A 22,884-nucleotide genomic window follows, 5' to 3' on the forward strand; every position below is an offset into this window, starting at 1 on the left:
CCATGGCCGCCCGCACCAGCCGTGTGCTGCATCGCTCATTGCGCGAAACGCCGCCTAAGGCGATCGGCGGTAAAGGCGTCTATCTCTTCGCCGAGGATGGCCGGCGCATCATTGATGCCTCCGGCGGCGCGGCGGTCTCCTGCCTCGGGCACCAGCACCCGCGCGTGATCGCGGCGATGGCGAAGCAGGCCGCGACGCTTGCCTATGCTCATACGGCGTTCTTCTCCTCCGAGCCCGCCGAGGCGCTGGCCGAAGCGCTGGTTGGGCACGAGCCCGGCGGTCTCGCCTATGCTTATTTCGTCAGCGGCGGATCGGAAGCGATCGAGGCCAGCATCAAGCTCGCGCGGCAATATTTCATCGAGCGCGGCGAGCCGCAGCGGCAACACTTCATCGCGCGGCGGCAGAGCTATCACGGCAACACGCTCGGCGCGCTTGCCGCCGGCGGCAATGCCTGGCGACGCGCGCCCTACGCGCCGCTGCTCTCGACTGCGTTCAGCCACGTGACGCCGGCCTTCGTCTATCACGAGAAGCGCGAGGGCGAGTCGGACGCGCAGTTCGTCGCGCGCCTTGCCGCCGAGCTCGAGGCCGAGTTTCAGCGGCTGGGGCCCGACACGGTCGCGGCGTTTCTCGCCGAGCCCGTGGTCGGCGCCACCGCCGGCGCCGTGACCGCGCCCGACGGCTACTTCAAGGCGATACGCGAGATCTGCGATCGGCACGGCGCGCTGCTGATCCTCGACGAGGTCATGTGCGGCATGGGCCGCACCGCCACCATGCACGCCTGGGAGCAGGAAGGTGTCGCGCCCGATATCCAGGCGATCGCAAAGGGGCTCGGCGGTGGCTACCAGCCGATCGGCGCGATGCTGGCGAGCGGCAAGATCATCGACACGATCCGCGCCGGCTCAGGCGCGTTCCAGCACGGTCACACTTATCTGGCGCATCCCCTCGCCTGCGCGGCCGCGCTCGCGGTGCAAAACGTGATCCGCGAGGACGGCCTGCTCGATCGGGTCAGGGAGCGCGGACGACAACTCGAGCAGCGGCTGACCGAACGCTTCGGCAATCACCACCATGTCGGCGACATCAGGGGCCGCGGCCTGTTCTGGGCCATCGAGCTCGTCGCCGATCGCGCCAGCCGCACCTCGTTCGATCCGGCGCTCAAGCTGCACCAGAAAATCAAGGCGGAGGCGCTCGCCAACGGGCTCGGCTGCTATCCCGGCGGCGGCACCGTGGATGGTGTGCGCGGCGACCACGTGCTGCTGGCGCCGCCCTATATCGCTTCCGCAGACGAGATCGACCTGATCGTCGACAGGCTTGGCACGGCCGTCGACAACGTGTTGCGTAATGTCAATAACTGAGGGGAGAGTAGCATGATGAGGAAAGTGGTTATCGCAGCGGGCGTGCTCGCAGCGTCGGCTGTTGTCGCTTCGGCCGCGACGCTCGACACGGTGAAGAGCCGCGGCACGCTGGTGTGCGGCGTCAGCGCCGGCTTTGCCGGCTTCTCCGCGCCGGATTCGCAAGGCAATTACAAAGGCCTCGACGTCGACTATTGCCGCGCCCTTGCGGCCGGCGTGCTCGGTGATCCCAACAAGGTGCGTTACGTCTCGCTGACTGCGCAGAATCGCTTCACCGCACTGCAATCGGGCGAGATCGACGTACTCTACCGCAACTCGACCCAGACCTACTTGCGCGGCGTCACGCTGGGCCTGCGGCAGGGTCCGATCAACTTCTACGACGGTCAGGGCTTCGTGGTGAAGAAGGACCTCGGCGTGAAGGAGCTCAAGGACCTCAAGGGCGCCACCGTCTGCGTGGCTCAAGGCACCACGCATGAGGTCACGCTGGGCGATTACGGCCGCGCCAACGGCATCGACTGGAAGCCGCTGGTGTTCGACCGCATCGACACCATGTACCAGACCTTCTTCGGCGGCCGTTGCGATGCCATGACCCAGGACGCTTCCGCGCTCGCAGGTGCAGTGACCACCGCGGCGCCGAACCCGGCCGACTACGTCGTGCTGCCGCAGACCATCAGCAAGGAGCCGCTCGGCCCCTTCACCCGCAACGGCGACGAGGTCTGGAGCGACATCATCACCTGGTTGCATTACGGCCTGATCGAGGCAGAAGAGCTCGGCGTCACGCAAGCCAATGTTGACGAAATGGCGAAGTCGCAGACGCCTGCAATCCAACGGCTCCTTGGTGCCTCCGGCGACCTCGGCTCGCGGCTTGGGCTCGACAACAAATGGCTGGTCGCGGCGATCAAGACCACCGGCAATTATGGCGAGATCTACGAGCGCAATGTCGGCAAGGCCAGCCCGCTCAAGCTCGATCGTGGCCTCAATGGTCTCTGGAGCAAAGGCGGCTTGATGTACGCCATTCCGTTCAAGTAAGGAGTTTACCTCTCCGCGCTTGGTCGGATTGCGCAGCAATCTGGGTGAGGCAGGACTCTCCACCCTCACCTTAGCGCAGATAGAGCCCCTCACCCCAGCCCTCTCCCCGTAAGAACGGGGAGAGGGAGAAGCAGCGAAGATATGCGGATCGCCCTCATCCACGCCCTCAAGCATTCCATCGCGCCGATCGAGACGGCGTTCGCGAAGGCTTGGCCCGAGGCACGGCTGATGAACCTGCTCGACGACAGCCTGTCGGCCGATCTGGCGCGCGAGGGCGTGCTCAGCGATTCCATGACCGAGCGCTTCCTGGCACTGGGCGACTACGCGGCGGCAACGGGGGCGAATGGGATTTTGTTCACCTGTTCGGCCTTCGGTCCCTGCATCGAAGCGGTCGCGCGCGCCCATGCACCGATGCCGGTGCTGAGGCCGAACGAGGCCATGATCGAACGTGCCGTGACCATGGGTCAGCGCATCGGCCTGCTCTCGACTTTCCCGCCGACCCTGGCCTCGATGCCCGAGGAGTTTCCGGCCGCCGTCGAGGTCGTACCGAAACTTGCCGAAGGGGCGCTGGCGGCACTCGACCGCGGCGACCGCGCCACGCACGATCGGCTGATTGCAGACGCATCGCGCGATTTGCGCGATTGCGACGTCATTGCGCTGGCGCAGTTCAGCATCGCCGCGACGGCGCCGCTGGTCGCCGAGGCCACCGGCCGCCCTGTCGTAACCACACCGGACAGCGCGGTCGACAAGCTGATGAGGCTGCTGAAGGCGAAGGCCTAAGCGCCGTTCTTTTTTCGCCGGGCATCCTTGATCGCGACGGCCAGGGCGGCCTTCGTTTCGCTCACGAAGTCCTCGACCAATTCCTCACGCGTGGCATGCGCCGCCTCGCCGGTGAACAGACCCTGCTCGGCAAGCATCACGACGCCGTGCAGTGCCGCCCAGATCTTGAGCGCTTGCCGCTCGCGCAAGTAACCGACCGCCGGAGCCTCCAAGGCCTCGATCACGAGCGCAAAGGTTTCGCGCGTGGCCTCGTGCAGCTCGCTGCCCTTGGCGGCGCATGACACGGTGCGCGAGGCAAACATCAGGCGGTAGACACCATTGCGACGGAGGCCGAAATCGAGCGTGGCCAGCGCGAGCCGCGACAGCTTCGATTGCTTCGACGGCCTTGCCATCGCCTCGCGCAGAATTGCACTGAGCTGCCGGAACGCCTCCGCCGTCACCGCCGCGAGCAAGGCCTCGCGGTCGGCAAAATGCCGGTATGGGGCCGGCTGCGAGACGCCGAGCTGCTTGGCCAGCGCCTTGATGCTGATCGCCTCGGCGCCGCCGCGTTCCGCTTCGCGCAGAGCGGCCTTGATCAAGGCATCGCGAAGATCGCCATGGTGGTAGGTCTTCTCGGGCTTGCGAGTGAGTTGTGAGCGCATATCGAGCGAAGCCTATAAGTTTGCGCTTGACAGGGGAAGCCTGTCGCGAATGTAATAGGATATAACTTAAGAAGAACTCAGACGAGGAAACGCGCCGCCTTCGGGCCTCGCGCGCAAACGACCGAGGAAGCCGCGATGACAGAGCGACTGAAGGTTCACGTCGATCCCGACAAGTGCCAGGGCCACGCCCGCTGCAAGGCGCTCGCGCCGGAGCTATTCGAGCTCGACGAATTCGGCAACGCCCATGAAACCGGCGACGGCACGGTCCCGCCGGGTCTGGAAGACAAAGCCTGGCTTGCCAAATCCAACTGCCCGGAAATCGCAATCGACGTGATCGAGGAGTAGCGCGCTCTTCGCCCGCTCGCCTGTCTTCAGCGACCACGAACCGAGGGATTAGAGATGTCCGACGCCAGCCTGCCTGCCGCCCATCCACCCGTCACCGACTGGGTCCATGATTTCGACCACACCGATCCGCAATGGACGGAAGATCCCTTCCCGATCTGGGACCAGTTGCGCGCCGCGAGTCCGGTGGTGCACACAAAACGCTTCCTCGGCTGCTATCTGCCGACGACCTATGAAGCGGTGCGCGAGATCGCCAACGACACCACGCATTTCTCCTCGCGCCGGATCATCGTCCGCGACGTGCGGCCGGAGATCACCAGCAAGAACGCCGCCCCGCCGATCACCTCCGACCCGCCCGTGCACAAGCCGGCCAAGCAATTGCTGCTGCCGCCGTTCACGCCGGATGCGATGAAGAAGCTCGAACCGCGGGTCCGCGCCATCTGCAACGAACTGATCGACGACTTCATCGCCGAAAAGAGCGTGGACGCTGCGGCGAGCTACACGAAGCACATTCCGGTGCGCGCGATCGCGCATATGCTCGGCATTCCCGAGAGCGACAGCGACCTCTTCATCAACTGGATCCACATGATCCTCGAGCTCGGCATCAAGGACGAGACCAAGCTGCTCCAGGCCGTCGAGGAGATGAGCGCGTATTTCAGCGGACACATCGAGGCGCGCAAGACCAAGCCGACCGATGACCTGATCTCCTATCTGATGGATGCCAGGGACAAGGACGGCAATCCGCTTGAGGACTCCCACGTGGTGGGCTCGCTGCGCCTGCTGCTGATCGCCGGCATCGACACCACCTGGAGCGCGATCGGCTCCTCGCTGTGGCATCTTGCGAAAACGCCGGCCGATCGCGAGCGGCTGATCGCCGAGCCCGGGCTGATCCCGATCGCGGTGGAAGAGCTGCTGCGCGCCTATTCGCCGGTGACCATGGCGCGCGAGGTGGTCCAGGACACCACCATTTCGGGCTGCCCGGTCAAGGCGGGCAATATGGTGCTCTTGTCCTTCCCGGCGGCGAACCGTGACCCCAAGATGTTTCCGGACGCTGACAAAGTCGTGATCGACCGCCGCGAAAACCGCCACGCCGCCTTCGGGCTTGGCATCCATCGCTGCGTCGGTTCCAACCTTGCGCGCATGGAGATGCAGGTTGCGCTGGAGGAATGGCTGAGACGCATTCCAGACTTCGCGCTCGACCCGGCAGGCACCGTGACCTGGTCGCAGGGCACGGTGAGAGGCCCCCGCCAGTTGCCATTTCTGCTCGGAAAGGCGATGTAGGCCTCTCCAACAGAGTACGGGAGGCCGGACGTGACAGAGCAAGCAACCAAGCCGGCCTCTGGGCATTTTGACGTTGCCGACGCTGAACGGCGGATCAAGGCGATCTTCATCGGCTCGATCGGCAATCTCGTCGAATGGTACGATTTCTACGCCTATACGGCGTTCGCGCTCTACTTCGCTCCCGCGTTCTTCCCTGGTAACGACCCCGTCGTCCAGCAATTGAACGTCGCCGTCGTATTCGCGGCGACCTTCCTGATGCGGCCCTTGGGCGGCTGGTTCTTCGGCTATCTCGCCGACCATTTCGGTCGCCGCATCTCGCTGACCCTGTCCGTCGTCTTCATGTGCTTCGGCTCGCTGATCATCGCGCTGACGCCGACCTATGCCACGATCGGCTTCGCCGCACCGGTGATCCTGGCGCTCGCCCGTGTGATCGAGGGCCTGAGCCTCGGCGGCGAATATGGCGCCAGCGCCACCTACCTCAGCGAAGTCGCCGACCCCAAGCACCGCGGCTTCTATTCCAGCTTCCAGTACGTGACGCTGATCGGTGGTCAGCTCACCGCGATCATCGTGCTGCTGCTTCTGCAGAAGGTCTTCCTCACGCCGGCGGAGCTGAAGGAGTGGGGTTGGCGTATCCCCTTCGCGATCGGGGCGGCGCTCGCGATCTTCGCCGCGGTGATGCGGCGCGGCCTGCACGAGACCGAAGCGTTCGAGGAAGCCAAGAAGGTGGTGAAGCCGACCGGCTCGATCACCAATCTGCTGCGCTATCCGCGCGAACTGCTGTTAGTCGTCGGCCTCACCGCCGGCGGCACTGCGGCGTTCTACACCTTCACCACCTACATGCAGACCTTCGTCAAGCTTTCGGTCGGGCTGACCGAGGACCAGACCACTTTCGTGATCTTCGGCACGTTGATTTTCGCAACCATCCTCCAGCCCATCTACGGCGCCATCTCAGACAGGATCGGGCGCAAGCCGCTCTTGATCTTCTTCGGTGCCGCGGGCACGCTCGCGACCGTGCCGCTGCTGATGACGCTGAAGGAGACAAAGTCACCCTTCGTCGCGTTCATCCTGATCTGCGCCGCCTGGCTGTTCGTCGCCGGCTACACTTCGATCAATGCGGTGGTGAAGGCCGAGTTGTTCCCGACCAATGTCCGCGCGCTCGGCGTCGGCCTGCCCTACGCCATCACGGTCTCGATCTTCGGCGGCACGGCGCCGGCGATCGCGCTCTACTTCAAGAGCATCGGGCACGAGGAGTGGTTCTATTTCTATCTTGCCGGCATCATCTGCCTGTCGCTGATCATCTACTCCACCATGCGCGACACCAAGCACGCCTCTGCAATGCATCGGCACGAGTAGGCCATGACCGACGAGACGCCATCCGACAGCAAGCTGACGCGCACCAAGGAGAAATGGGCGCGCGAGGGCCGCTTCCTCACCGGCAAGATCACGCGGCCTGAAGACCAAAGGCTACCGCCCGGCCAGCATCTCACCAAGGATTGGCCGGTGCTCGATCTCGGGGTCGTGCCGCCGGTATCGCGTGAGCGCTGGCGGCTCGACGTCTATGGCGCGATCGAAAATCCCGTGTTCTGGACCTTCGACGAGTTTGTCGCGCAGAAGCAGGCGCGGTTCACCTCCGACATCCATTGCGTGACGACCTGGTCGCGCTATGACAATGAGTGGGAAGGACTCGCGACGCGTGAGCTGCTCGCGGCCTGCCAGCCGCGCGAGGATGCGCGCTTCGTCGTGCTGCATTCCTATGATGGTTACACCACCAATCTCGCGCTGGAAGACTTTGCCGCCGAGGATGCGCTGCTCGCCCATAGCTGGTCCGGCCAGCCGCTATCGGCCGAGCACGGCGGCCCGGTGCGGCTGGTCGTGCCGCATCTGTATTTCTGGAAGAGCGCCAAATGGCTCCAGGCCATCGAGTTTTTGAACAAGGACGCGCCGGGCTTCTGGGAAGTCCGCGGCTATCATAACCGCGGCGATCCATGGACCGGGCAGCGCTATTCAGGCGATTAGGTTGAACAAAGGACGGGGGGAAGTCCAATGGCGACGGAGCGCTTTCAATTCAGGGGTGAAGGCGGCCATCAGCTTTCGGCCGCGCTGGAGCTGCCGGACGGAGAGCCTGCGGCTTTCGCGCTGTTCGCGCATTGCTTCACCTGCGGCAAGGATACGCTGGCGGCCAAGCGCATCGCGGTCGCGCTCGCGGCCAAGGGCATTGCTGTGCTGCGCTTCGACTTCACCGGGCTCGGCTCCAGCGAGGGCGATTTCGCCAATTCCACGTTCTCCTCCAATGTCGCCGATCTCGTGCGCGCCGCCGATCACCTGCGCGCGACGCGCAGAGCGCCGTCCGTCTTGATCGGCCACAGCCTCGGCGGTGCCGCGATCCTCGCGGCAGCAGGACAGATCCCCGAAGCCACCGCGGTTGTGACCATCGCGGCGCCGTCCGATCCCGCCCACGTCACCGGTCTTTTCAAGGACCACATCGACAACATCCGCGCGCAGGGCGAAGTCGACGTTTCGCTGGCCGGCCGTACATTCCGGATCAAGCGTGAATTCCTCGACGATATCGTCGAGCATGAGCTGATGAAGGACGTCACCCGTCTGCACAAAGCGCTTCTGGTGATGCACTCCCCGGTCGACGATACCGTCGGCATCGACAATGCGACCAAGATCTTCGTCGCGGCCAAGCACCCCAAGAGCTTCGTCTCCCTCGACCACGCCGACCATCTGCTGGCGAAGCCCGGCGATGCTCTCTACGCAGCCGATGTGATCGCGGCCTGGGCCAGCCGCTATGTCGACACCGCAAAGTCCGCGAAGGCGATGGATCTCCCGGAGACGCCGCGCCAGGTCGTGGTCCAGGAGACCCGCAAGAGCAAGTTCCACCAGATCGTCTCGGTTGGTCCGCACCGTCTGGTGGCGGACGAGCCGGTCGCCGCCGGCGGCGAGGATGCCGGGCCCGGCCCTTACGATTTCCTGCTCGCCGGCCTCGGCGCCTGCACCTCCATGACCATGCGTCTTTATGCCGAGCGCAAGTCACTGCCGCTCGACCGCGTCACGGTCACACTGAAGCACTCCAAGATCTATGCCAAGGACTGTGCGGAGTGCGAAACGCGCGAGGGGATGCTCGATCAGATCGAGCGCGGCATTGCAATGGAGGGCGCGCTCGATGCCGAGCAGCGCAAGAGGTTGATGGAGATCGCCGACAAGTGCCCGGTGCACCGGACGCTGACCTCGGAGATCCGCATCGTGACGAAAGCCGTGGAGTAGCTCAAGGGGCCGATGAGCCAGCCCCGGCTGCCGTCTTGAGAGGCTGAACGCGCAGCGCACCGCGCAGTCCCGCCGCCGTGCCGAGCAGGATGCCGGCAACAGCGACGAACGAGCCCAGCGCCAGCGTCGAAATTCCGGTGAGCCCCTGCCCGATCGAGCAACCGAACGCCATCACGCCGCCGATTCCCATCAGCGCGGCGCCGCCGGCCGAACGTAGCATGTGGCGGGGCGAGGAATAGCCTTCGACATGGAAACAACCCGTCGCGAGCGCCGTGACCAGGCTACCGGCGAAGACGCCAGCGACGGTCGCGATCCCGAAATTGAGTGTCAGGCCGGTCGAGAGCATGGCGTATTGCAGGCTATCGGCTATCGGCGCGATGAAGGTGAGCGAAGTCACCGGCACCGGATTGAAATCGTCGGCGCCGAGAGAGCCGGTGGCGAACCAGCCACTGGCAACGAGAAGTCCAATGATGACGCCGGCCGCGATCTGGCCCGGCGAGCGCCGGAACGCCGGCTGCGCGAAGGCGAACAGGATCAGCGCGACGACGACCGCGGCAGCAGCGAGCGCGCGCGAAACCGGCTCAGCGGCACCAAGCGCGGCCAGCAGCGACGGCAGCGAATTCGCGTTGACGGTAGCTTGCGACGCCTGAACCAGCGCAATGCGGGCCGGCGCAATCAGGCCTTTGAGCGTCATCTGCGCGGCAATCGCAAGCACGATCACGACGACGAAGGAGCGCAGATTGCCGCGGCCGAGCAGCACCAGCGCGCGCGAGCCACAGCCATTTGACAGCACCATGCCATAGCCAAACAGCAAGCCGCCGAGGAACAACGCCGGCGCAGAAAAGGTTTGTTGCAGATAGATCGACTTGCCGAGATCGACCGTGCCGCTGCCCGCCAGCAACTGGCTGGCGGCGATCGCAACCGCAATCGCCAGCGCATAAGTGCGCACCAGCCGCCCGTCGCCCTCCGCCAGAACACCGCGCATGCTGCTCATCAGACAGAAGCCACTGAGCAGGCCGACGGCGCCATAGATCAGGCCGATGACGAGACCGGCGAGGATGACGAGCTGTGCAGATTCCATCGGTGGTTCTCAGGTCTCTAGCCATTCGCCGTCATTGCGAGCGCAGCGAAGAATCCAGACTGCCGCCGTGGAAAGACCCTGGATTTGCTTCGCTGCGCTCGCAATGACGCGTTTCATGGCCGCAGGATTACCCTGTCGCGGGACGAGCCAGCGACGGCGACATAGGCGTCCTTGGCGCGCTCCAGCGGGTAGACGGCATTCGCCTTGATCGGGAACGGCTTCAGGTGGCCACTCGCAAAGCCCGCACCGAGATCGCGCAGCACCGCGCCCGTCGCCGACGACGACAGGCCAAGCGTGTCGATGCCGACATATGTATGCTGACCCCGGTAGAACTCGAGAATGTTGAATTGCACGATGCGGTCGATCGCGGCGATCAGGATCTGGCGGCCGCGCAAGGCAAGCGACTTGTGCGCCGCCTGGAAATAGGGATCGCCGACCGTGTTGAAGACGATGTCTGTGCCTTTGCCGCCGGTCAAATCGCGCACGCGCGTGGCGATATCGCTCGTGGAGGCATCGATCACCTCGATCGGCGCGTTGGTGTGGCCTTCATAGGCTTCTGCCTTGCGCACCACGCCGATCACGCGTGCGCCCTGCCAGGTCGCGATCTGCACGGCAGCCTGGCCGACCTTGCCATTGACGCCGAACACCAACACGGTGTCGCCGCTCTTCGGCACGCCGGCGCGGCGAAAGCCTTCCATGGCCGTGACGAAGGGCACGCCGATGCCGGCGGCTTCCTCCCAGGACAACGTCTTCGGCTTCTCCATCACGGCATCGGCTTCGACCACGAGATGGGTTGCGTGGGTGCCGTCGCGGCGGATGCCGAGATCGCCGGACGAGCCGAACACCTCACGGCCGATCGTGCCGGCCGGCCCATCGATCACTACACCAGCGTAGTCACGGCCGGGCGTCCGCGGGAAGACGGCATAAGGCATCAGGCCCGTTGCGGCCTTCACATCCGAGCGATTGACTGCGGCAGCCTTCACCTCGATCAGGAGATCGTTCGGACCGCGCATGAGCGTCTGAGGCTCGACCACCGGAGCAAGCGCCGCGGCGTTCTCGGCCCTGGCATTGAGGCGGACGCAGCGCGCTTCAACGGTTTTGGCATCGGCTGGCGACATCGAAAGACCCGTGATTTCTTGCGGGGCTTGTCGCCTTTGGAGACGATCAAGTCAATCCTTCGGCCGCTTGTCATAGAGCCGCTTGGCCTTGCCAAGCGAGCGCTCCAGCGTGGCCGGCGCGACCACCTGAACCTTGGAGCTGATCCCGATCGTATTCTTGATTTGGGTCGATACCCTGTCGGCATGATCGAGAAGCCCGCGGCCGTCCCAGCTTTCGGGACGCGCTTCCGCGATGATGGTGAGCTCGTCCATGCGGCCTTCGCGGGTGAGTTCCAGGATGAAGTGGCCGCCGCACCAGTCGGTGGCGAGCAGCACCTCCTCGATCTGAGTTGGGAACAGATTGACCCCGCGCAGGATGATCATGTCATCCGAGCGCCCTGTCACTTTCTCCATGCGCCGCATGCCCGGCCGCGCCGTGCCCGGCAATAGCCGCGTCAAGTCGCGGGTGCGATAGCGGATCACCGGGAACGCTTCCTTGGTGAGGGAGGTGAAGACCAGTTCGCCCTTCTCGCCGTCGGGCAGCACCACGCCGGTCTCGGGGTCGATCACCTCGGGATAGAAATGGTCCTCCCAGATATGGAGCCCGTCCTTCGTCTCGATGCATTCCTGCGCCACGCCGGGACCGATCACCTCGGAGAGACCATAGATGTCGGTCGCATCCATGTCGAAGGCGTCCTCGATCTCGCCGCGCATGGCGTTGGTCCAAGGCTCGGCGCCGAAGATGCCGATCTTGAGCGAGCACTGGCGCGGATCGAGCTTCTGACGCTTGAACTCGTCGAGGATCGCCAGCATGTAGCTCGGCGTCACCGTGATGATGTCGGGCCGAAAGTCGTTGATGAGATGCACCTGCCGTTCGGTCATGCCGCCGGAGATCGGCACCACGGTGCAGCCGAGCTTCTCGGCGCCGTAGTGGACGCCGAGTCCGCCGGTGAAAAGACCATAACCATAGGCATTGTGGATGATCATGCCAGTCCGGCCGCCGGCAGCGCGGATCGATCGCGCCATCACGTCCGACCAGGTGTCTATGTCGCGTTGGGTATAGCCGACTACAATCGGCTTGCCCGTGGTGCCTGAGGAGGCATGCACCCGCACCAGCTTTTCGCGCGGCACGGCGAACATGTTGAAAGGATAATTGTCGCGGAGATCCGTCTTCACGGTGAAGGGGAATTTTGCAAGATCCGCAAGCTCGCGAAAGTCGGACGGATGCACGCCGGCCTTGTCGAAGGCGCTACGGTAATGCGCGACGTTGTCATAGGCGTGCTTCAGCGACCAGGCCAGCCGCTGCTTCTGCAGCGCCATGATCTGGTCACGCGAGGCGCGCTCCTGCGCGTCCATCTCCGCGCTATAAGTGTTGCCACCTTCCTTGAGTCTCGTCAGAGCCATCCTCGTTTCCCCTCATTTCGTTTGTTCTTTTCTTTGCTCTCTTATTGATCCTGCGCCGGCAGCCACGTGCCGGGAATGACACGCGAATGCCCGCGAAATTCCGCGATGACGGTGTCGCCGACAGTGACACGCACGTCGTAGATGCCGGAGCGGCCGCCACGGGTGACCTCTCTAGCCTTCGCAACCAAGCGATCGCCGAGCTTGCCCGGTCTGATGAAAGTGATCTGGCCCTGCGCCGCGACGGCGCGCTCATTGTGCGAGTTGCAGGCAAATGCGAAGGCAGAATCGGCGAGCGTGAAGATGAAGCCGCCGTGGGCTATGCGCTGGCCGTTGACCATGTCCGGCCGCACCACCATCGTCAGCGTCGCGAAGCCCGGGCCGATTTCGACGATCTCCATGCCGAGCCCCTTGGAAGCATCGTCCTCCACCCACATCGCGTCAGCACAGGCGCGGGCAATATCCTCGGACGAAAGAGCAGCTTTGATGTTCACGCGCTTCTCCCGGGCAAGTGTTTATCCATCATGCTCTGCTGCTCGGCCAAAACTGTCAAACATGGTCGTAATCGACCACGACGCGCTCCGACGACGGCTTCGCCTGACAGGTCAGGATAAAGCCGGCCTTCAGCTCCCAGGGTTCCAGCGAGTAGTTGATGTCCATCGGCGCCTCGCCCGCGATCAGGTTGGCGCGGCAGGTCGAGCACATGCCGCCCTTGCAGGCGAAGGGCAGATCGACGCCGGCGCGGAGCGCGGCATCGAGGATCGCCTCGTCCTCGGCAACAGGCACGTCGCGGCGTTTGCCGTCGATGATAAGGGATGCGACCGCCTTCGGCGGCGCGTCGGGGGCAACGACCTTCTTCGGCCGCGGCTTGCCGCCGAATTCGGAGACGAAGCGCTCGACATGGATACGCTCTTCCGCGACCCCAAGATCGCGGCAGGTCGCCTCGATGTCCTCGCTCATGCCTGATGGACCGCAGATGAAGACATGGTCGACGCTTTCCGCCGGCACCAGCGAACGCAAGAGCACCCTCACCTTGTCGCCGTCGAGCCGGCCATGCAGGATCGGGATGTCCTGTTCCTCGCCGGAGATGACGTAGAAGATCGAAAGACGGTCGATGAAGCGGTCCTTCAGCTCCTCCAGCGCTTCGAGAAACATGATGTTGTCGGTAGAGCGATTGCCGTAGAACAGGAAGAAGCGGCTCTGCGGTTCACGCGCGAGTATGCCCTTCACGATCGAGAGGATGGGCGTGATGCCGGAGCCCGCGGCAAAGCCGACATGGATGCGCCCGCTCTCCGCCGATGGGACTAGGCCGAAGCGCCCCGTCGGCGTCATCACATCGAGCTCGTCACCGCATTTCAGCTCGTCCGCCGCCCAGCTCGAAAATGCGCCGCCGTCGACCTTCTTCACGGCAATCCGGATCTCGCCGTCCTCGGGTCCGGAACAGATGGAATAGGAGCGACGAACCTCTTCGCCATCGAGCGTCGTGCGGAGCGTCAGGTATTGGCCGGGCGTGAAGGCGTAATCGCTGGCGAGTTCGCCGGGGATGGCGAAGGTCATCGAGATGGCGTCCGAGGCCTCGCGGCGGAGGTCGTTGACGGCCAGGCGATGGAAGCGCGGTGCGGCTGCTGACATTACGTGCCCGCTCGTTCGGTCTCTCCGACGTCATTGCGAGCGAAGCGAAGCAATCCAGAGTCTCTCCGCGGAAGCAGTCTGGATTGCTTCGTCGCAAGAGCTCCTCGCAATGACGATGGGGTTGGCATTCGTTCAGCTCAATGACACTTGAAATAGTCGAAGGGTTCGCGGCAGGCCTTGCAGCGCCAGAGCGCCTTGCAGGAGGTCGAGCCGAATTCGGACAAGAGTTCGGTCTTGTCAGAACCGCATTGCGGACACGCGACGGTCTGTCCGCCGAATAGCGCGCGGCGCGAGCTTGAGGCCTGCGGCGGCGCGATGCCGTAGGCGTGCAGCTTGGCGCGCCCCTCCTCGCTCATCCAATCCGTGGTCCAGGCCGGCGACAGCACTGTACGCACGTTCGGACGACGGAAGCCGGCGCGTTCCAGCGCGAGCTCGATTTCGAGTGCGATCATGTTCATGGCAGGGCAGCCCGAATAGGTCGGCGTGATCGCGACCTCGACGCGATCGCCGTCCAGAACGACGTCACGGAGCACGCCGAGATCGCCGATGGTCAGCACCGGAATCTCGGGATCGACCACGCTCGCCGCAGCATCCCAGGCGCGCCGGCGCAGGTCAGTGTCGCGATCCAGCACCGTCACCATGTCAGCCCCGGAAAAGTGCGCTGCATCGATTGCAGCTCGGACAGGAGATGGCCGAGATGCTCGCTGTGCCGGCCAGAACGGCCACCCTGCTGCATCCAGTCGTTCTGCGGCAGCTCAAGTGTCGCCTCGCTGACGATATCCGACAACGTCGTCAACCAGCGACCGCGCAAGCTCGCCGGATCAACCGCAATGTCGGCATCGATCAGGGCGCGTTCGCCTTCGTCGACGGCAAACATCTCACCGGTGAAGGCCCAGAGATGATCAATCGCGGCCTGCGCGCGGGCGTGGCTTTCGTGCGTGCCGTCACCGAGCCGGATGATCCACTCCGAGGCATGGCGCAGATGATAGGCGCTCTCTTTCTCCGACTTGGCTGCAATGGCGGCAAGCGTTGGATCGCGCGAGGTCATCATCGCGCGCCAATAGAGATCGGCGAAGGCGGAATAGAAGAACTGCCGAACCAGCGTCTGGGCGAAATCTCCGTTCGGCTGCTCGACCAGCAGCAGATTGCGGTACTGCCTGACGTCGCGCAGATAAGCGAGCTTGTCCTCGTCGTTGTCCTCGCCCTCGACCCTGGCAGCATAGCCATAGAGCTCCCGTGCCTGCCCGATGAGATCGAGCGCGATGTTGGACAGCGCCATGTCCTCTTCCAGCATCGGCGCATGCCCGCACCATTCCGACAACCGGTGGCCGAGAATCAGCGCATCGTCGGCCCGGCGCAGCGCGTAGAGCACCAGCGGCGTTTCAGAGACCTGGATGTTGGCGACCGGCATCACATATGTCCCACTTCTTCGGGCACCTCATAAAAGGTCGGGTGCCGATAGATCTTCGACTCCGCCGGCTCGAACATCATGCCCTTGTCGGCGGGATCGCTCGCGGTGATCGCAGTGGACGGCACGACCCAGATCGACAGGCCCTCGCCGCGGCGGGTGTAGATGTCGCGGGCGGCCTGCAGCGCCATCGTTGCGTCGCTCGCATGCAGCGAGCCGACATGCTTGTGCGCGAGCCCGTTGCGGCTGCGAATGAAGACTTCCCACAGCGGCGTGTTCGGCGTGGCCATCGTAATCTCCTATTCCGCGGCTTGTGCGGTCTGACGCTGCGCGCGCTTGGCGGCATAGCTAGCCGCGGCCTCGCGCACCCAGGCGCCCTCCTCGTGCGCCTTGCGGCGCGCGGCCAGCCGATCGCGATTGCAGGGACCGTTGCCGGCGAGCACCTGCTTGAATTCGGTCCAGTCGATTTCGCTGTAGCGCCAGTGCCCGTCGGCATCCTGGGTCATGCCGGGATCGGGAATGGTGAGGCCGAGATATTGCGCCTGCGGCACGGTGGCATCGACGAATTTCTGGCGCAGCTCGTCATTGGAGAAGCGCTTGATCTTCCACTTCGTCGAGGTGTCGCTGTGCTGGCTCGCGGCATCGGGTGGGCCGAACATCATCAGCACCGGCCACCACCAGCGGTTCAACGCATCCTGCGCCATCGCCTTCTGCTCCTCCGAGCCGCGGCACAGCGTCAACATGATCTCGTAGCCCTGGCGCTGGTGAAAGGACTCCTCCTTGCAGACGCGGATCATCGCGCGCGCATAGGGGCCATAGGAGCAGCGGCACAGCGGGATCTGGTTCATGATCGCGGCGCCGTCGACCAGCCAGCCGATGGTGCCGATGTCGGCCCAGGTCAGCGTCGGATAGTTGAAGATCGAGGAATATTTGGCCTTACCGGCGAGCATGGCATCGACCAGCTCTTCGCGCGAGGTCCCTAACGTCTCGGCGGCGGCATAGAGATAGAGCCCGTGGCCGCATTCGTCCTGCACCTTGGCGAGCAGCGCGGCCTTGCGGCGCAGCGTCGGGGCGCGCGTGATCCAATTGCCCTCCGGCAGCATGCCGACGATCTCGGAATGGGCGTGCTGGGAGATCTGGCGGGTGAGCGTCTTGCGATAGGCCGCCGGCATCCAGTCGTTCGGCTCGATGCGCTCCTCGGTATCAATGCGGGCCTGGAATTGTGCAGCCCTGGCTGCGTCCTCAAGACCGCGATCATCGGTCTCGGCCATGTTCAGCGCCTGGGTGTACATGCGCATCCTCCCGATTTGTTGGAGGAAATGTATAACAAAATTTAGTTCATGCAAGATATTTCTGTAACATATATCAGACCCCAAACCTCCGTTCCAGAAGCTTCCGCGCCGCCGGCAAGGGTCCCCTCTCGTTAGTTCCATGCCTGTCGAGCCACTGTTCCGACGGAGCCAGCAGCGCGCGATAAATCTCGCCACAAAGCGCACGCGCTGCCCTGCCCGGCCAATCCGCCGGCAGCAGGCTTTCGGGCAACAGCGGGTCGCGCAGCACGACGCGGCGGTAATAGTGGATCAGGAGGATGCGCGCGGTGAAGGCGTCAGTCTCGGACAAATCCGTGCCGCGCGCGATCGCGGCACGGAGCGGCTCGAACGTCTTCATGAACTTCACATAGGCGTCCGCGGTACGGTCCAGCGGCCAGCTCGCGCTGAGCAGGCGGCGCCCGCTGTCATCCTCCGCCGAGATTTCAAGGCGGATCGCGCCAGCGGCCTCGTCGGGCACCGGTACGCCCGATGGCGCAACCCATACGCCCGGCAGCGGAGTGCCGAAGCCGGCATTGCGGAGTGCCTCGCGCGAGGCGTCGCGGTCCTCGCCATTGCCGATCAGCAGCAGCTCGAAACGCCCGGTCCAGTTGGACGGCGGCGGATCGTAGATGTGGCGCGTCGCGGCCTCGAAGGTCTGGCGTCCCTTTTCGGCCAGCCGATAGAAGCTGTTGCGGCCAACCTTTTCGCGCGTCAGCCAGCCATCGGCTGCAAGGCGCGACATCGCGGTACGCACCACGCCGCTGTCGATGTCGAGGCTTTCGAAGAATTCCAACAGCGTACCGAGCCACACCACACCGCCACGCGGTACGATGGCGTCACCGAATACGGTGATGACGATGGAGCCAGTGCGCGACGGCTCGCGCTTGAGCTGATCGATGATGCGGGACAACGGATGTGCCATGCGCAAGGCATAGCGCGTTTGGTGCGGGCGCGACAATGGAGGGGAACCACGCCGTTGCTCCTCTTCCCGTTTGTTCTTACGGGCAGAGGCGAAGCATCACCTGTGCGGATCGGGATAGGCCAGGCTGCGCCAGCCGCTGCGGTCGAACGGCTGCCACTGGCCTTCCGTCTGTGCGAGGCGATCGGCGACCGCGTAGACCACCGCGGGATGATGTCCCATGCCGCAATGGCTGCTTTCGACCTCGATGCTCTCGGTCTGCGCTCCCGATTTCTCCATACAGCCCTGCCAGGCGCAGATGCCGTCGGTGCGGCTGAAGATGGCGGTGGTCGGCACGGGCGGCGGGACGGCGAGCTCGCCGCCGAAGTGCGGATCGACCTCGTCGGCCTTCCGCCCGCTCGCCCATTCATAGACGCGCCAGGCGTTGGTCGAACGCGGATTGCCGGCAAAGGGGCTGCCGAGCGTGATCACCTGGCGCACGCGCTCCGGCATCATCTTGGCGAGCTGGCGTGCATAGAGGCCGCCGAGGCTCCAGCCGATCAGGCTGATCTTGCGGCCATGCGTATCGCTGAGTTCCTGGACCAGATCGACCATCGCTTGCTGGACGCCGGGACGCAGGCCGTAGTTGCGACCCTGGCCCCAGCCGCTCACCGCATAGCCCTTGCTGGTCAAAAACGCGCGCAGCGCGCGCGTGGAGGAATCGGAGGCCACGAGGCCTGGCAACACCAGCACCGGATGCCCGTCGCCGCGCGGCGCGAGGCTCAAGAGCGGCAGCGCGCCGAGGAATGCGCCGAACTCGTGGATCGCGCGCCCCTCCAGAAACATCAGGGAGCGGGACGGCGGACGCAGCGTCTGGGCAGTTGCGCTCATCAATGTTCCCCTGGGAAGAATTCCTGGAAAGGCCGGCTGCATTGCGGAAAATGGGCATGGATTCCAACACGCCGGCCTCTTGAACGTTCCGCAGCGCAACATGAATCAGCTAGGCGGCCGGTTCCCGATATTCAAGCGGGAGAGGCGCAAGGCGACAATAGGCTCAGGCGTTAATGCTTACGCCGTGACGCAAAAGTCACAACAATCGGAGCAGGAATTCGACGGAGTAGAGCACAAGTCCGGCGAGACCGCCGATCAGCGAGCCATTGAAGCGGATGTATTGCAGGTCGCGCCCGATATTGATTTCGATCAGAGAAATCAACTGCGTCATATTCCACGCCTTGACCTGGTCGGAGATGAAAGTCGAGACGCCGCCCTTCTGATCGGCGACGAAGCTGCGCAGCACGGTCACCAGGCCCTTGTTGATCTCGCCCCGCAACTCGGCATCGCCCGCGAGCGCTTCGCCTGCGGCAACGAACATGCCGGCGAGATGATGCTGGAGCATCTGCGTTTCGCCGCTGGCGCTGCGCTCAATGAAGGAGCGCGTGTTGGCCCAGACGGTGCGGGCGAGTTGGGCAAGCTCGGGGCGCGCCAGCAGATCGCGCTTCAGCCCGGCGATACGGTCGATATAGGCCTGGTCGGTGCCGAGCCTCTCGACGAAGGTCAGCACCATGCGGTCGAATTCACCGCGAAACGGATGCTTGGGATCACTGCGCACCTCATTGAAGAAGGCGGTGGCGGATGCGACGATCTTGTTCACCAGAAACTTGTCGGCGCGGTAGAGTCTCAGCAGGGTCGGCAATTCCGCGCGCACCTTCTCGCGGATCATCGCCATCGTCTCCTTCTGATTCAGCGTCTCGTGCATCACGCGCAGGAGATCGTCGAACAGAATCTGGTGCCGCCCCTCAGCTACGAATCCGCGCAGCGTGCCGGCTGCGAGCGGCGCAAGGTCGATCGCCTGGAGCTGCGATGACATGCGGCGGATGATGAAGGTCATCAGGCCCGAGCTCTCCGTCGCTGAGAACGCCTCCGGCAGCAGGCGCAGCGCAAAGCGCGCGAGATCGTCGCTGCGCTTACGATCACGCAGCCAGTCGGCAACGAAGGAGCCGAAATCGATTTCCTTCAGCTTGGCCTCGACGGGTCCGGCCTCGAGGAAATGCACCTGGATGAACTCGCCGAGCTTGTCGGCGATGCGGGCCTGGTTGCTCTGGATGATCGCGGTATGCGGGATCGGCAGGCCGAGCGGCCGCTTGAACAGCGCAACCACGGCATACCAGTCGGCGAGCCCGCCGATGGTCGCGGCTTCCGCGAAGGCCGCGACGAAGCCGAACACGGGATGCACGTTCAGAAGGATCTTCGCGACGATGAAGAGCGCAAGCGTCGCGGCCAGAACCAACGTCGCGAGCGCTTTCACGCGGCGCAGCTCGGCCGCACGTTTGGCGTCACCAGGGGTGTCGAAGGAGAAGGCGGCGGATGGAGTCATCACTGCATCACAGTACTCGTCATTCCGAGCCAAGCGAAGCAATCCAGTCTGCTTCCGTGGAAAGACTTTGGATTCGCTTCGCGGAGCCTGTCATCGGGCCGCGCTTTGCGCGGGCCCGGTGGCTCGCAGTGACGGTGGCGAAAAAAAACAAAGGCCCGCCGAAGCGGGCCTCAAAATCAGTTTCTCGTCCCAAGGCGCCGTATCACGCGGTCTTGTTGTAGACCTTGGCGAAATTGTCCTGCGCAGACTTCGCACCGTTGGCGGCGAGCTTGCCGAAATAGTCGGCAGTCGCCTTGGCTCGCGAGACGAACACTTCACCGCGGGCGCGGAGCAGGCTCGACTGGATCTCGACGGCCTCGCTGATCGACTTGGCGGACGCGAGCTTGTCGATGCCCGAGAAGAACGCCTCAGCGTCCTCATAGATCGCCTGCTGAATGTTGCGGCTGATCTTGCCGGCCTCGGCGATCGATTCTGTCACCGCGTTCTCGACGGCGGCGGTCACCCGCTCGGAGCCGGCGAAAGCTTCGGCAGCACGGTCTTTAGCGGTGCTGGCCGTCTTCTTGACGAACTCGCGGGCGGCCTCAGGAACTTCCAAATTCTGGATGTTCTTGAAAGCGTCCTTGAAGCCCTCGAAGGCGGTGTTGGTTTCGGTGGTCATGGGTTCCTCCATCCTCATTGCGCTGAGCTATGGCTCACCCCGTCCGCATGGCCCGGGGCACGACATATATGGCATGGACTATTGTGCGATGCAATATCCTTATTGCACTGCGGCATCACGGAATCGTGAAAAGCCTTAGAAAAAGGCGCCGCGCTGCCTTCGTCAGCGGCCGTCCCGGACCACCCGATCTTCACCTTAGTGCTGGACCGCGCCTGGCAATCCATAGGCCTCCATCTGGGCCTGAACCTGCGCGATATGGTGCCCGAGCACGACGATGTCGTGGGTCTTGCCATCGACGTCCCGGACATGATCGCGCAGCAGAGCCTCGGCCTTGAAGCCGAGGCTTTCGAACAAGGCAATCGCCGCCTGCTGGTCGACCGTCATCTGCACCGAGAGCTTTTCCAGGCGAGCTCCGAGCGCAAGTGCAAAGGTCTCCTGCGAGAGCGCCTTCCCGACACCCTGCCCGCGTACGTCGGACGAGACCACCATGCGGATCTCACCGACATGAGGCGACCAGGAATGCGGATCGCGCACCAGCGTGCCGCAGCCGACGACCTTGCCGTCCCTCACCGCAAGCAGGCTCGTGATCGCGCCGCGCTCGATCTCCTTGACCCAGGCGGAGAGCACCTTCGGCTGGCTGATATTGCGCGGCAGGAACAACAGATCATGGGACGGAAGACCTTGGCCGAAGGCCAGCACCGCGGCTTCGTCTCCAGGCGACATCAGGCGGATCTCGATATCACCGGCATCGGTCCTGAGGTGACGCGGATAGGAACGCTGCTCATTCATGTCGATCTCTTTCCCAGCCAGGAGTCCAGTTTCGGCCACAGCCGCTTCACCGCGTTGGCACCGGCCACGAGGGAGACGTGGCCGCCCTTCAACATCACTTCTTCCTTGTCCGCGGAGCCGATCTTTGCGATCAGGTGCTTTGCGGAGTCATAAGGCACGATGTGGTCATGCTCGGCGACCGCATGCAGGAGCGGCACCTTGATGTTTTCGAGCTTCGCTGCGCGGCCGCCGACCGACATGGTGTCGTTGAACAGCTTATTGTCCCACATCAGATCCTTGGTGATGGTGCGGAAATATTCACCCGCCAGCGGCAGCGTGTCGGTCGCCCAACGGTCGAACATGCGGTAAGACTTGACGAACTCGTCGTTCCAGATGTTCTCCCAAAGCTGGATCTGGCTCACCGTGCGCGAGGCCGGGCGCAACATCTCGAACGAGGACAGGATCATCTCCGGCGGCACGTTGCCGACGCTATCGACGAGATGGTCGACATCGAAATAGCGGCGGTCGGAGAAGTTCGAGAACAGCTTCATCTCGCGAAAGTCGATCGGCGTAGTGAAGCAGATCAGATTCTTGATCGGCCCGTCCTTGTGGATCGAGCCGTAGAGCAGCGACAGCACCCCGCCGAAGCAATAGCCGATGATGGAAACGTCCTGCTCGCCGGAATCGGCTTGCACACGGCGGACGCAATCCGGAATGAAGTCGAGGACATAGTCCTCCATCCGCAGGCTCTTCTCCTCCGGCCGCGGCGCGCTCCAATCCAGCATGTAGACGTCGTAGCCGCGCCTCAAGAGGAACTCGATGAAGCTCTGGCCAGGGACGAGGTCGAGAATGTAGCCACGGTTGGTGGTGGCCATCACGATCAGCACCGGCACGCGGTAGATCTCGTTCGACATTGGCCGGTAGTGATAGAGGCTCATCGTGCCGCGCGAATGCAGCACGTCCTTCGGTGTCGATCCGAGCGTGGGGCCGGAGGTCGAGAAATATTCGACGCCTTTGATGCTGCGCTGGATCGCGCGCTGCACCTCGGTCTGGATGCGCTCCGGGATAGATGCGAAATCAAGTCCCGTCGGCGCGTTCATGTCCGCTCTCCGTCTTCGGAGGGCGGGCGCTTCGTCCGCGGCGGCCGTGGGGCGCCGTCGCCGCCTTGCGATATTCCGGAATTTGCCGCCATCTGACTCAGCATCGACCTCATCTCGCCGATCTGAGCTTCGATGGACTGGAGCCGTTCCGCAAGACCCATGACCTGCTGCCGGCTCGCCAGGTTCATTGCGACGAGATACTTCTCCATGAGTTCACCGAGCTGCTTCTGAGCACCTGCAGCAACTCCTCCCGCGCGGTTCATCGCCTGTGAGAATTCGGGCGACGACATGGCTTGGTTGGCGAAGGAGTTGAACCCCTTCTCCATCTCGCCCATCATCTTCTGCCACATGGCGACAGGGTCGTTGGTCTTGTCGGTCATCGGCGTCGTCCTGATGTCGAGAGCTTCGATGCTCTTCTTTTGGGCCATACCACACCCTTGCGAGGGGCCGGTCAACCGGCGAGCGGCC

25 protein-coding genes are annotated in these 22,884 nt (G+C 63.9%); 8 read left to right on the plus strand and 17 right to left on the minus strand.

Going from position 1 to position 22,884, the window contains the following annotated elements; translation table 11 throughout:
- Positions 1–2: 2 nt before the first annotated feature.
- From IVA98_RS25385 to IVA98_RS25395, 3 genes are all read left to right on the plus strand, one after another.
- A complete protein-coding gene (locus IVA98_RS25385; RefSeq protein WP_247334115.1) occupies positions 3–1,352 on the plus strand; it encodes an aspartate aminotransferase family protein in 1,350 nt (449 codons plus the stop codon).
- Positions 1,353–1,364: 12 nt separating this feature from the next.
- On the plus strand, positions 1,365–2,378 hold the full coding sequence (locus tag IVA98_RS25390; protein ID WP_247301169.1) for an amino acid ABC transporter substrate-binding protein: 1,014 nt from the start codon (positions 1,365–1,367) through the stop codon (positions 2,376–2,378).
- Between the two features lie 141 nt (positions 2,379–2,519).
- A complete protein-coding gene (locus tag IVA98_RS25395) occupies positions 2,520–3,158 on the plus strand; it encodes an aspartate/glutamate racemase family protein (protein ID WP_247301170.1) in 639 nt (212 codons plus the stop codon).
- Here the strand turns inward: IVA98_RS25395 and IVA98_RS25400 are convergent.
- Positions 3,155–3,799, minus strand: coding sequence for a TetR/AcrR family transcriptional regulator (locus IVA98_RS25400; protein WP_247301171.1), 645 nt, complete (start codon positions 3,797–3,799; stop codon positions 3,155–3,157). The two genes, IVA98_RS25395 and IVA98_RS25400, sit on opposite strands and share 4 nt — an antisense overlap.
- A gap of 135 nt (positions 3,800–3,934) precedes the next feature.
- Here IVA98_RS25400 and IVA98_RS25405 point away from each other — a divergent pair, with 135 nt between their 5' ends.
- From IVA98_RS25405 to IVA98_RS25425, 5 genes are read left to right on the plus strand one after another with little or no spacing between them, the layout of a single operon-like run.
- Positions 3,935–4,144, plus strand: a complete 210-nt coding sequence (locus IVA98_RS25405; RefSeq protein ID WP_247301172.1) for a ferredoxin — start codon at positions 3,935–3,937, stop codon at positions 4,142–4,144.
- A 54-nt stretch (positions 4,145–4,198) separates the two neighbouring features.
- On the plus strand, positions 4,199–5,422 hold the full coding sequence (locus IVA98_RS25410; protein ID WP_247334117.1) for a cytochrome P450: 1,224 nt from the start codon (positions 4,199–4,201) through the stop codon (positions 5,420–5,422).
- 30 nt (positions 5,423–5,452) lie between these two features.
- The gene (locus tag IVA98_RS25415) at positions 5,453–6,775 is read left to right on the plus strand and encodes an MFS transporter (protein ID WP_247301174.1); all 1,323 of its coding nucleotides are present in this window, start codon (positions 5,453–5,455) and stop codon (positions 6,773–6,775) included.
- 3 nt (positions 6,776–6,778) lie between these two features.
- A complete protein-coding gene (locus tag IVA98_RS25420) occupies positions 6,779–7,438 on the plus strand; it encodes a sulfite oxidase-like oxidoreductase (RefSeq protein WP_247301175.1) in 660 nt (219 codons plus the stop codon).
- 27 nt (positions 7,439–7,465) lie between these two features.
- Positions 7,466–8,689, plus strand: coding sequence for a bifunctional alpha/beta hydrolase/OsmC family protein (locus IVA98_RS25425; RefSeq protein ID WP_247301176.1), 1,224 nt, complete (start codon positions 7,466–7,468; stop codon positions 8,687–8,689).
- 1 nt (position 8,690) lies between these two features.
- Here IVA98_RS25425 and IVA98_RS25430 read toward each other — a convergent pair whose 3' ends face one another.
- From IVA98_RS25430 to IVA98_RS25505, 16 genes are all read right to left on the minus strand, one after another.
- The gene (locus IVA98_RS25430) at positions 8,691–9,770 is read right to left on the minus strand and encodes a YeeE/YedE family protein (protein ID WP_247301177.1); all 1,080 of its coding nucleotides are present in this window, start codon (positions 9,768–9,770) and stop codon (positions 8,691–8,693) included.
- Positions 9,771–9,883: 113 nt separating this feature from the next.
- Complete coding sequence (locus IVA98_RS25435; RefSeq protein ID WP_247355729.1) at positions 9,884–10,888, minus strand: quinone oxidoreductase family protein; 1,005 nt, start codon at positions 10,886–10,888, stop codon at positions 9,884–9,886.
- A 51-nt stretch (positions 10,889–10,939) separates the two neighbouring features.
- Positions 10,940–12,271 (minus strand): phenylacetate--CoA ligase PaaK, encoded by a 1,332-nt coding sequence (gene paaK, locus IVA98_RS25440; RefSeq protein WP_247301179.1) that lies wholly within the window; start codon positions 12,269–12,271, stop codon positions 10,940–10,942.
- 41 nt (positions 12,272–12,312) lie between these two features.
- Positions 12,313–12,762: a hydroxyphenylacetyl-CoA thioesterase PaaI gene (gene paaI / locus IVA98_RS25445; protein WP_247301180.1), complete on the minus strand. Its 450-nt coding sequence runs from the start codon at positions 12,760–12,762 to the stop codon at positions 12,313–12,315.
- 55 nt (positions 12,763–12,817) lie between these two features.
- Positions 12,818–13,900 carry a 1,2-phenylacetyl-CoA epoxidase subunit PaaE gene (gene paaE / locus IVA98_RS25450; RefSeq protein ID WP_247301181.1) on the minus strand — a complete coding sequence of 361 codons (1,083 nt, stop codon included), beginning with the start codon at positions 13,898–13,900 and terminating at the stop codon, positions 12,818–12,820.
- Between the two features lie 137 nt (positions 13,901–14,037).
- Positions 14,038–14,541, minus strand: a complete 504-nt coding sequence (gene paaD / locus IVA98_RS25455; RefSeq protein WP_247301182.1) for a 1,2-phenylacetyl-CoA epoxidase subunit PaaD — start codon at positions 14,539–14,541, stop codon at positions 14,038–14,040.
- Positions 14,535–15,311: a 1,2-phenylacetyl-CoA epoxidase subunit PaaC gene (gene paaC / locus IVA98_RS25460; RefSeq protein ID WP_247301183.1), complete on the minus strand. Its 777-nt coding sequence runs from the start codon at positions 15,309–15,311 to the stop codon at positions 14,535–14,537. Before paaC ends, paaD begins: the two co-directional genes overlap by 7 nt.
- Positions 15,311–15,598 (minus strand): 1,2-phenylacetyl-CoA epoxidase subunit PaaB, encoded by a 288-nt coding sequence (paaB, locus tag IVA98_RS25465; RefSeq protein WP_106942621.1) that lies wholly within the window; start codon positions 15,596–15,598, stop codon positions 15,311–15,313. Before paaB ends, paaC begins: the two co-directional genes overlap by 1 nt.
- A 9-nt stretch (positions 15,599–15,607) precedes the next feature.
- Positions 15,608–16,600, minus strand: coding sequence for a 1,2-phenylacetyl-CoA epoxidase subunit PaaA (paaA, locus tag IVA98_RS25470; protein ID WP_247334121.1), 993 nt, complete (start codon positions 16,598–16,600; stop codon positions 15,608–15,610).
- Positions 16,601–16,673: 73 nt separating this feature from the next.
- Complete coding sequence (gene paaX / locus IVA98_RS25475) at positions 16,674–17,540, minus strand: phenylacetic acid degradation operon negative regulatory protein PaaX (protein ID WP_247301185.1); 867 nt, start codon at positions 17,538–17,540, stop codon at positions 16,674–16,676.
- A gap of 96 nt (positions 17,541–17,636) precedes the next feature.
- On the minus strand, positions 17,637–18,407 hold the full coding sequence (locus IVA98_RS25480) for a lipase family alpha/beta hydrolase (protein WP_247301186.1): 771 nt from the start codon (positions 18,405–18,407) through the stop codon (positions 17,637–17,639).
- Between the two features lie 196 nt (positions 18,408–18,603).
- Positions 18,604–19,890, minus strand: a complete 1,287-nt coding sequence (locus IVA98_RS25485; RefSeq protein ID WP_247301187.1) for a DUF445 domain-containing protein — start codon at positions 19,888–19,890, stop codon at positions 18,604–18,606.
- A 202-nt stretch (positions 19,891–20,092) separates the two neighbouring features.
- Positions 20,093–20,548, minus strand: coding sequence for a phasin (locus tag IVA98_RS25490; RefSeq protein WP_247301188.1), 456 nt, complete (start codon positions 20,546–20,548; stop codon positions 20,093–20,095).
- A 195-nt stretch (positions 20,549–20,743) separates the two neighbouring features.
- Complete coding sequence (locus IVA98_RS25495; protein ID WP_247301189.1) at positions 20,744–21,337, minus strand: GNAT family N-acetyltransferase; 594 nt, start codon at positions 21,335–21,337, stop codon at positions 20,744–20,746.
- Positions 21,334–22,416, minus strand: a complete 1,083-nt coding sequence (locus tag IVA98_RS25500) for a PHA/PHB synthase family protein (RefSeq protein WP_247301190.1) — start codon at positions 22,414–22,416, stop codon at positions 21,334–21,336. Before IVA98_RS25500 ends, IVA98_RS25495 begins: the two co-directional genes overlap by 4 nt.
- Positions 22,413–22,796 (minus strand): hypothetical protein, encoded by a 384-nt coding sequence (locus IVA98_RS25505; RefSeq protein WP_247301191.1) that lies wholly within the window; start codon positions 22,794–22,796, stop codon positions 22,413–22,415. The genes IVA98_RS25500 and IVA98_RS25505 overlap by 4 nt, the downstream gene beginning before the upstream one ends.
- Between the last annotated feature and the right edge of the window lie 88 nt (positions 22,797–22,884).

This window comes from Bradyrhizobium sp. 160 (assembly GCF_023073735.1).
Lineage (GTDB): Bacteria > Pseudomonadota > Alphaproteobacteria > Rhizobiales > Xanthobacteraceae > Bradyrhizobium.

Excerpts from the sequence above, each read along its gene's own strand:
- IVA98_RS25385 (WP_247334115.1), top strand. The coding sequence starts at position 3 with ATGGCCGCCCGCACCAGCCGTGTGCTGCATCGCTCATTGCGCGAAACG.
- IVA98_RS25390 (WP_247301169.1), top strand. The coding sequence starts at position 1,365 with ATGATGAGGAAAGTGGTTATCGCAGCGGGCGTGCTCGCAGCGTCGGCT.
- IVA98_RS25395 (WP_247301170.1), top strand. The coding sequence starts at position 2,520 with ATGCGGATCGCCCTCATCCACGCCCTCAAGCATTCCATCGCGCCGATC.
- IVA98_RS25400 (WP_247301171.1), bottom strand. The coding sequence starts at position 3,799 with ATGCGCTCACAACTCACTCGCAAGCCCGAGAAGACCTACCACCATGGC.
- IVA98_RS25405 (WP_247301172.1), top strand. The coding sequence starts at position 3,935 with ATGACAGAGCGACTGAAGGTTCACGTCGATCCCGACAAGTGCCAGGGC.
- IVA98_RS25410 (WP_247334117.1), top strand. The coding sequence starts at position 4,199 with ATGTCCGACGCCAGCCTGCCTGCCGCCCATCCACCCGTCACCGACTGG.
- IVA98_RS25420 (WP_247301175.1), top strand. The coding sequence starts at position 6,779 with ATGACCGACGAGACGCCATCCGACAGCAAGCTGACGCGCACCAAGGAG.
- IVA98_RS25425 (WP_247301176.1), top strand. The coding sequence starts at position 7,466 with ATGGCGACGGAGCGCTTTCAATTCAGGGGTGAAGGCGGCCATCAGCTT.
- IVA98_RS25430 (WP_247301177.1), bottom strand. The coding sequence starts at position 9,770 with ATGGAATCTGCACAGCTCGTCATCCTCGCCGGTCTCGTCATCGGCCTG.
- IVA98_RS25435 (WP_247355729.1), bottom strand. The coding sequence starts at position 10,888 with ATGTCGCCAGCCGATGCCAAAACCGTTGAAGCGCGCTGCGTCCGCCTC.
- paaK (WP_247301179.1), bottom strand. The coding sequence starts at position 12,271 with ATGGCTCTGACGAGACTCAAGGAAGGTGGCAACACTTATAGCGCGGAG.
- paaE (WP_247301181.1), bottom strand. The coding sequence starts at position 13,900 with ATGTCAGCAGCCGCACCGCGCTTCCATCGCCTGGCCGTCAACGACCTC.
- paaD (WP_247301182.1), bottom strand. The coding sequence starts at position 14,541 with ATGGTGACGGTGCTGGATCGCGACACTGACCTGCGCCGGCGCGCCTGG.
- paaC (WP_247301183.1), bottom strand. The coding sequence starts at position 15,311 with ATGCCGGTCGCCAACATCCAGGTCTCTGAAACGCCGCTGGTGCTCTAC.
- paaB (WP_106942621.1), bottom strand. The coding sequence starts at position 15,598 with ATGGCCACGCCGAACACGCCGCTGTGGGAAGTCTTCATTCGCAGCCGC.
- paaA (WP_247334121.1), bottom strand. The coding sequence starts at position 16,600 with ATGTACACCCAGGCGCTGAACATGGCCGAGACCGATGATCGCGGTCTT.
- paaX (WP_247301185.1), bottom strand. The coding sequence starts at position 17,540 with ATGGCACATCCGTTGTCCCGCATCATCGATCAGCTCAAGCGCGAGCCG.
- IVA98_RS25480 (WP_247301186.1), bottom strand. The coding sequence starts at position 18,407 with ATGAGCGCAACTGCCCAGACGCTGCGTCCGCCGTCCCGCTCCCTGATG.
- IVA98_RS25485 (WP_247301187.1), bottom strand. The coding sequence starts at position 19,890 with ATGACTCCATCCGCCGCCTTCTCCTTCGACACCCCTGGTGACGCCAAA.
- IVA98_RS25490 (WP_247301188.1), bottom strand. The coding sequence starts at position 20,548 with ATGACCACCGAAACCAACACCGCCTTCGAGGGCTTCAAGGACGCTTTC.
- IVA98_RS25495 (WP_247301189.1), bottom strand. The coding sequence starts at position 21,337 with ATGAATGAGCAGCGTTCCTATCCGCGTCACCTCAGGACCGATGCCGGT.
- IVA98_RS25500 (WP_247301190.1), bottom strand. The coding sequence starts at position 22,416 with ATGAACGCGCCGACGGGACTTGATTTCGCATCTATCCCGGAGCGCATC.
- IVA98_RS25505 (WP_247301191.1), bottom strand. The coding sequence starts at position 22,796 with ATGACCGACAAGACCAACGACCCTGTCGCCATGTGGCAGAAGATGATG.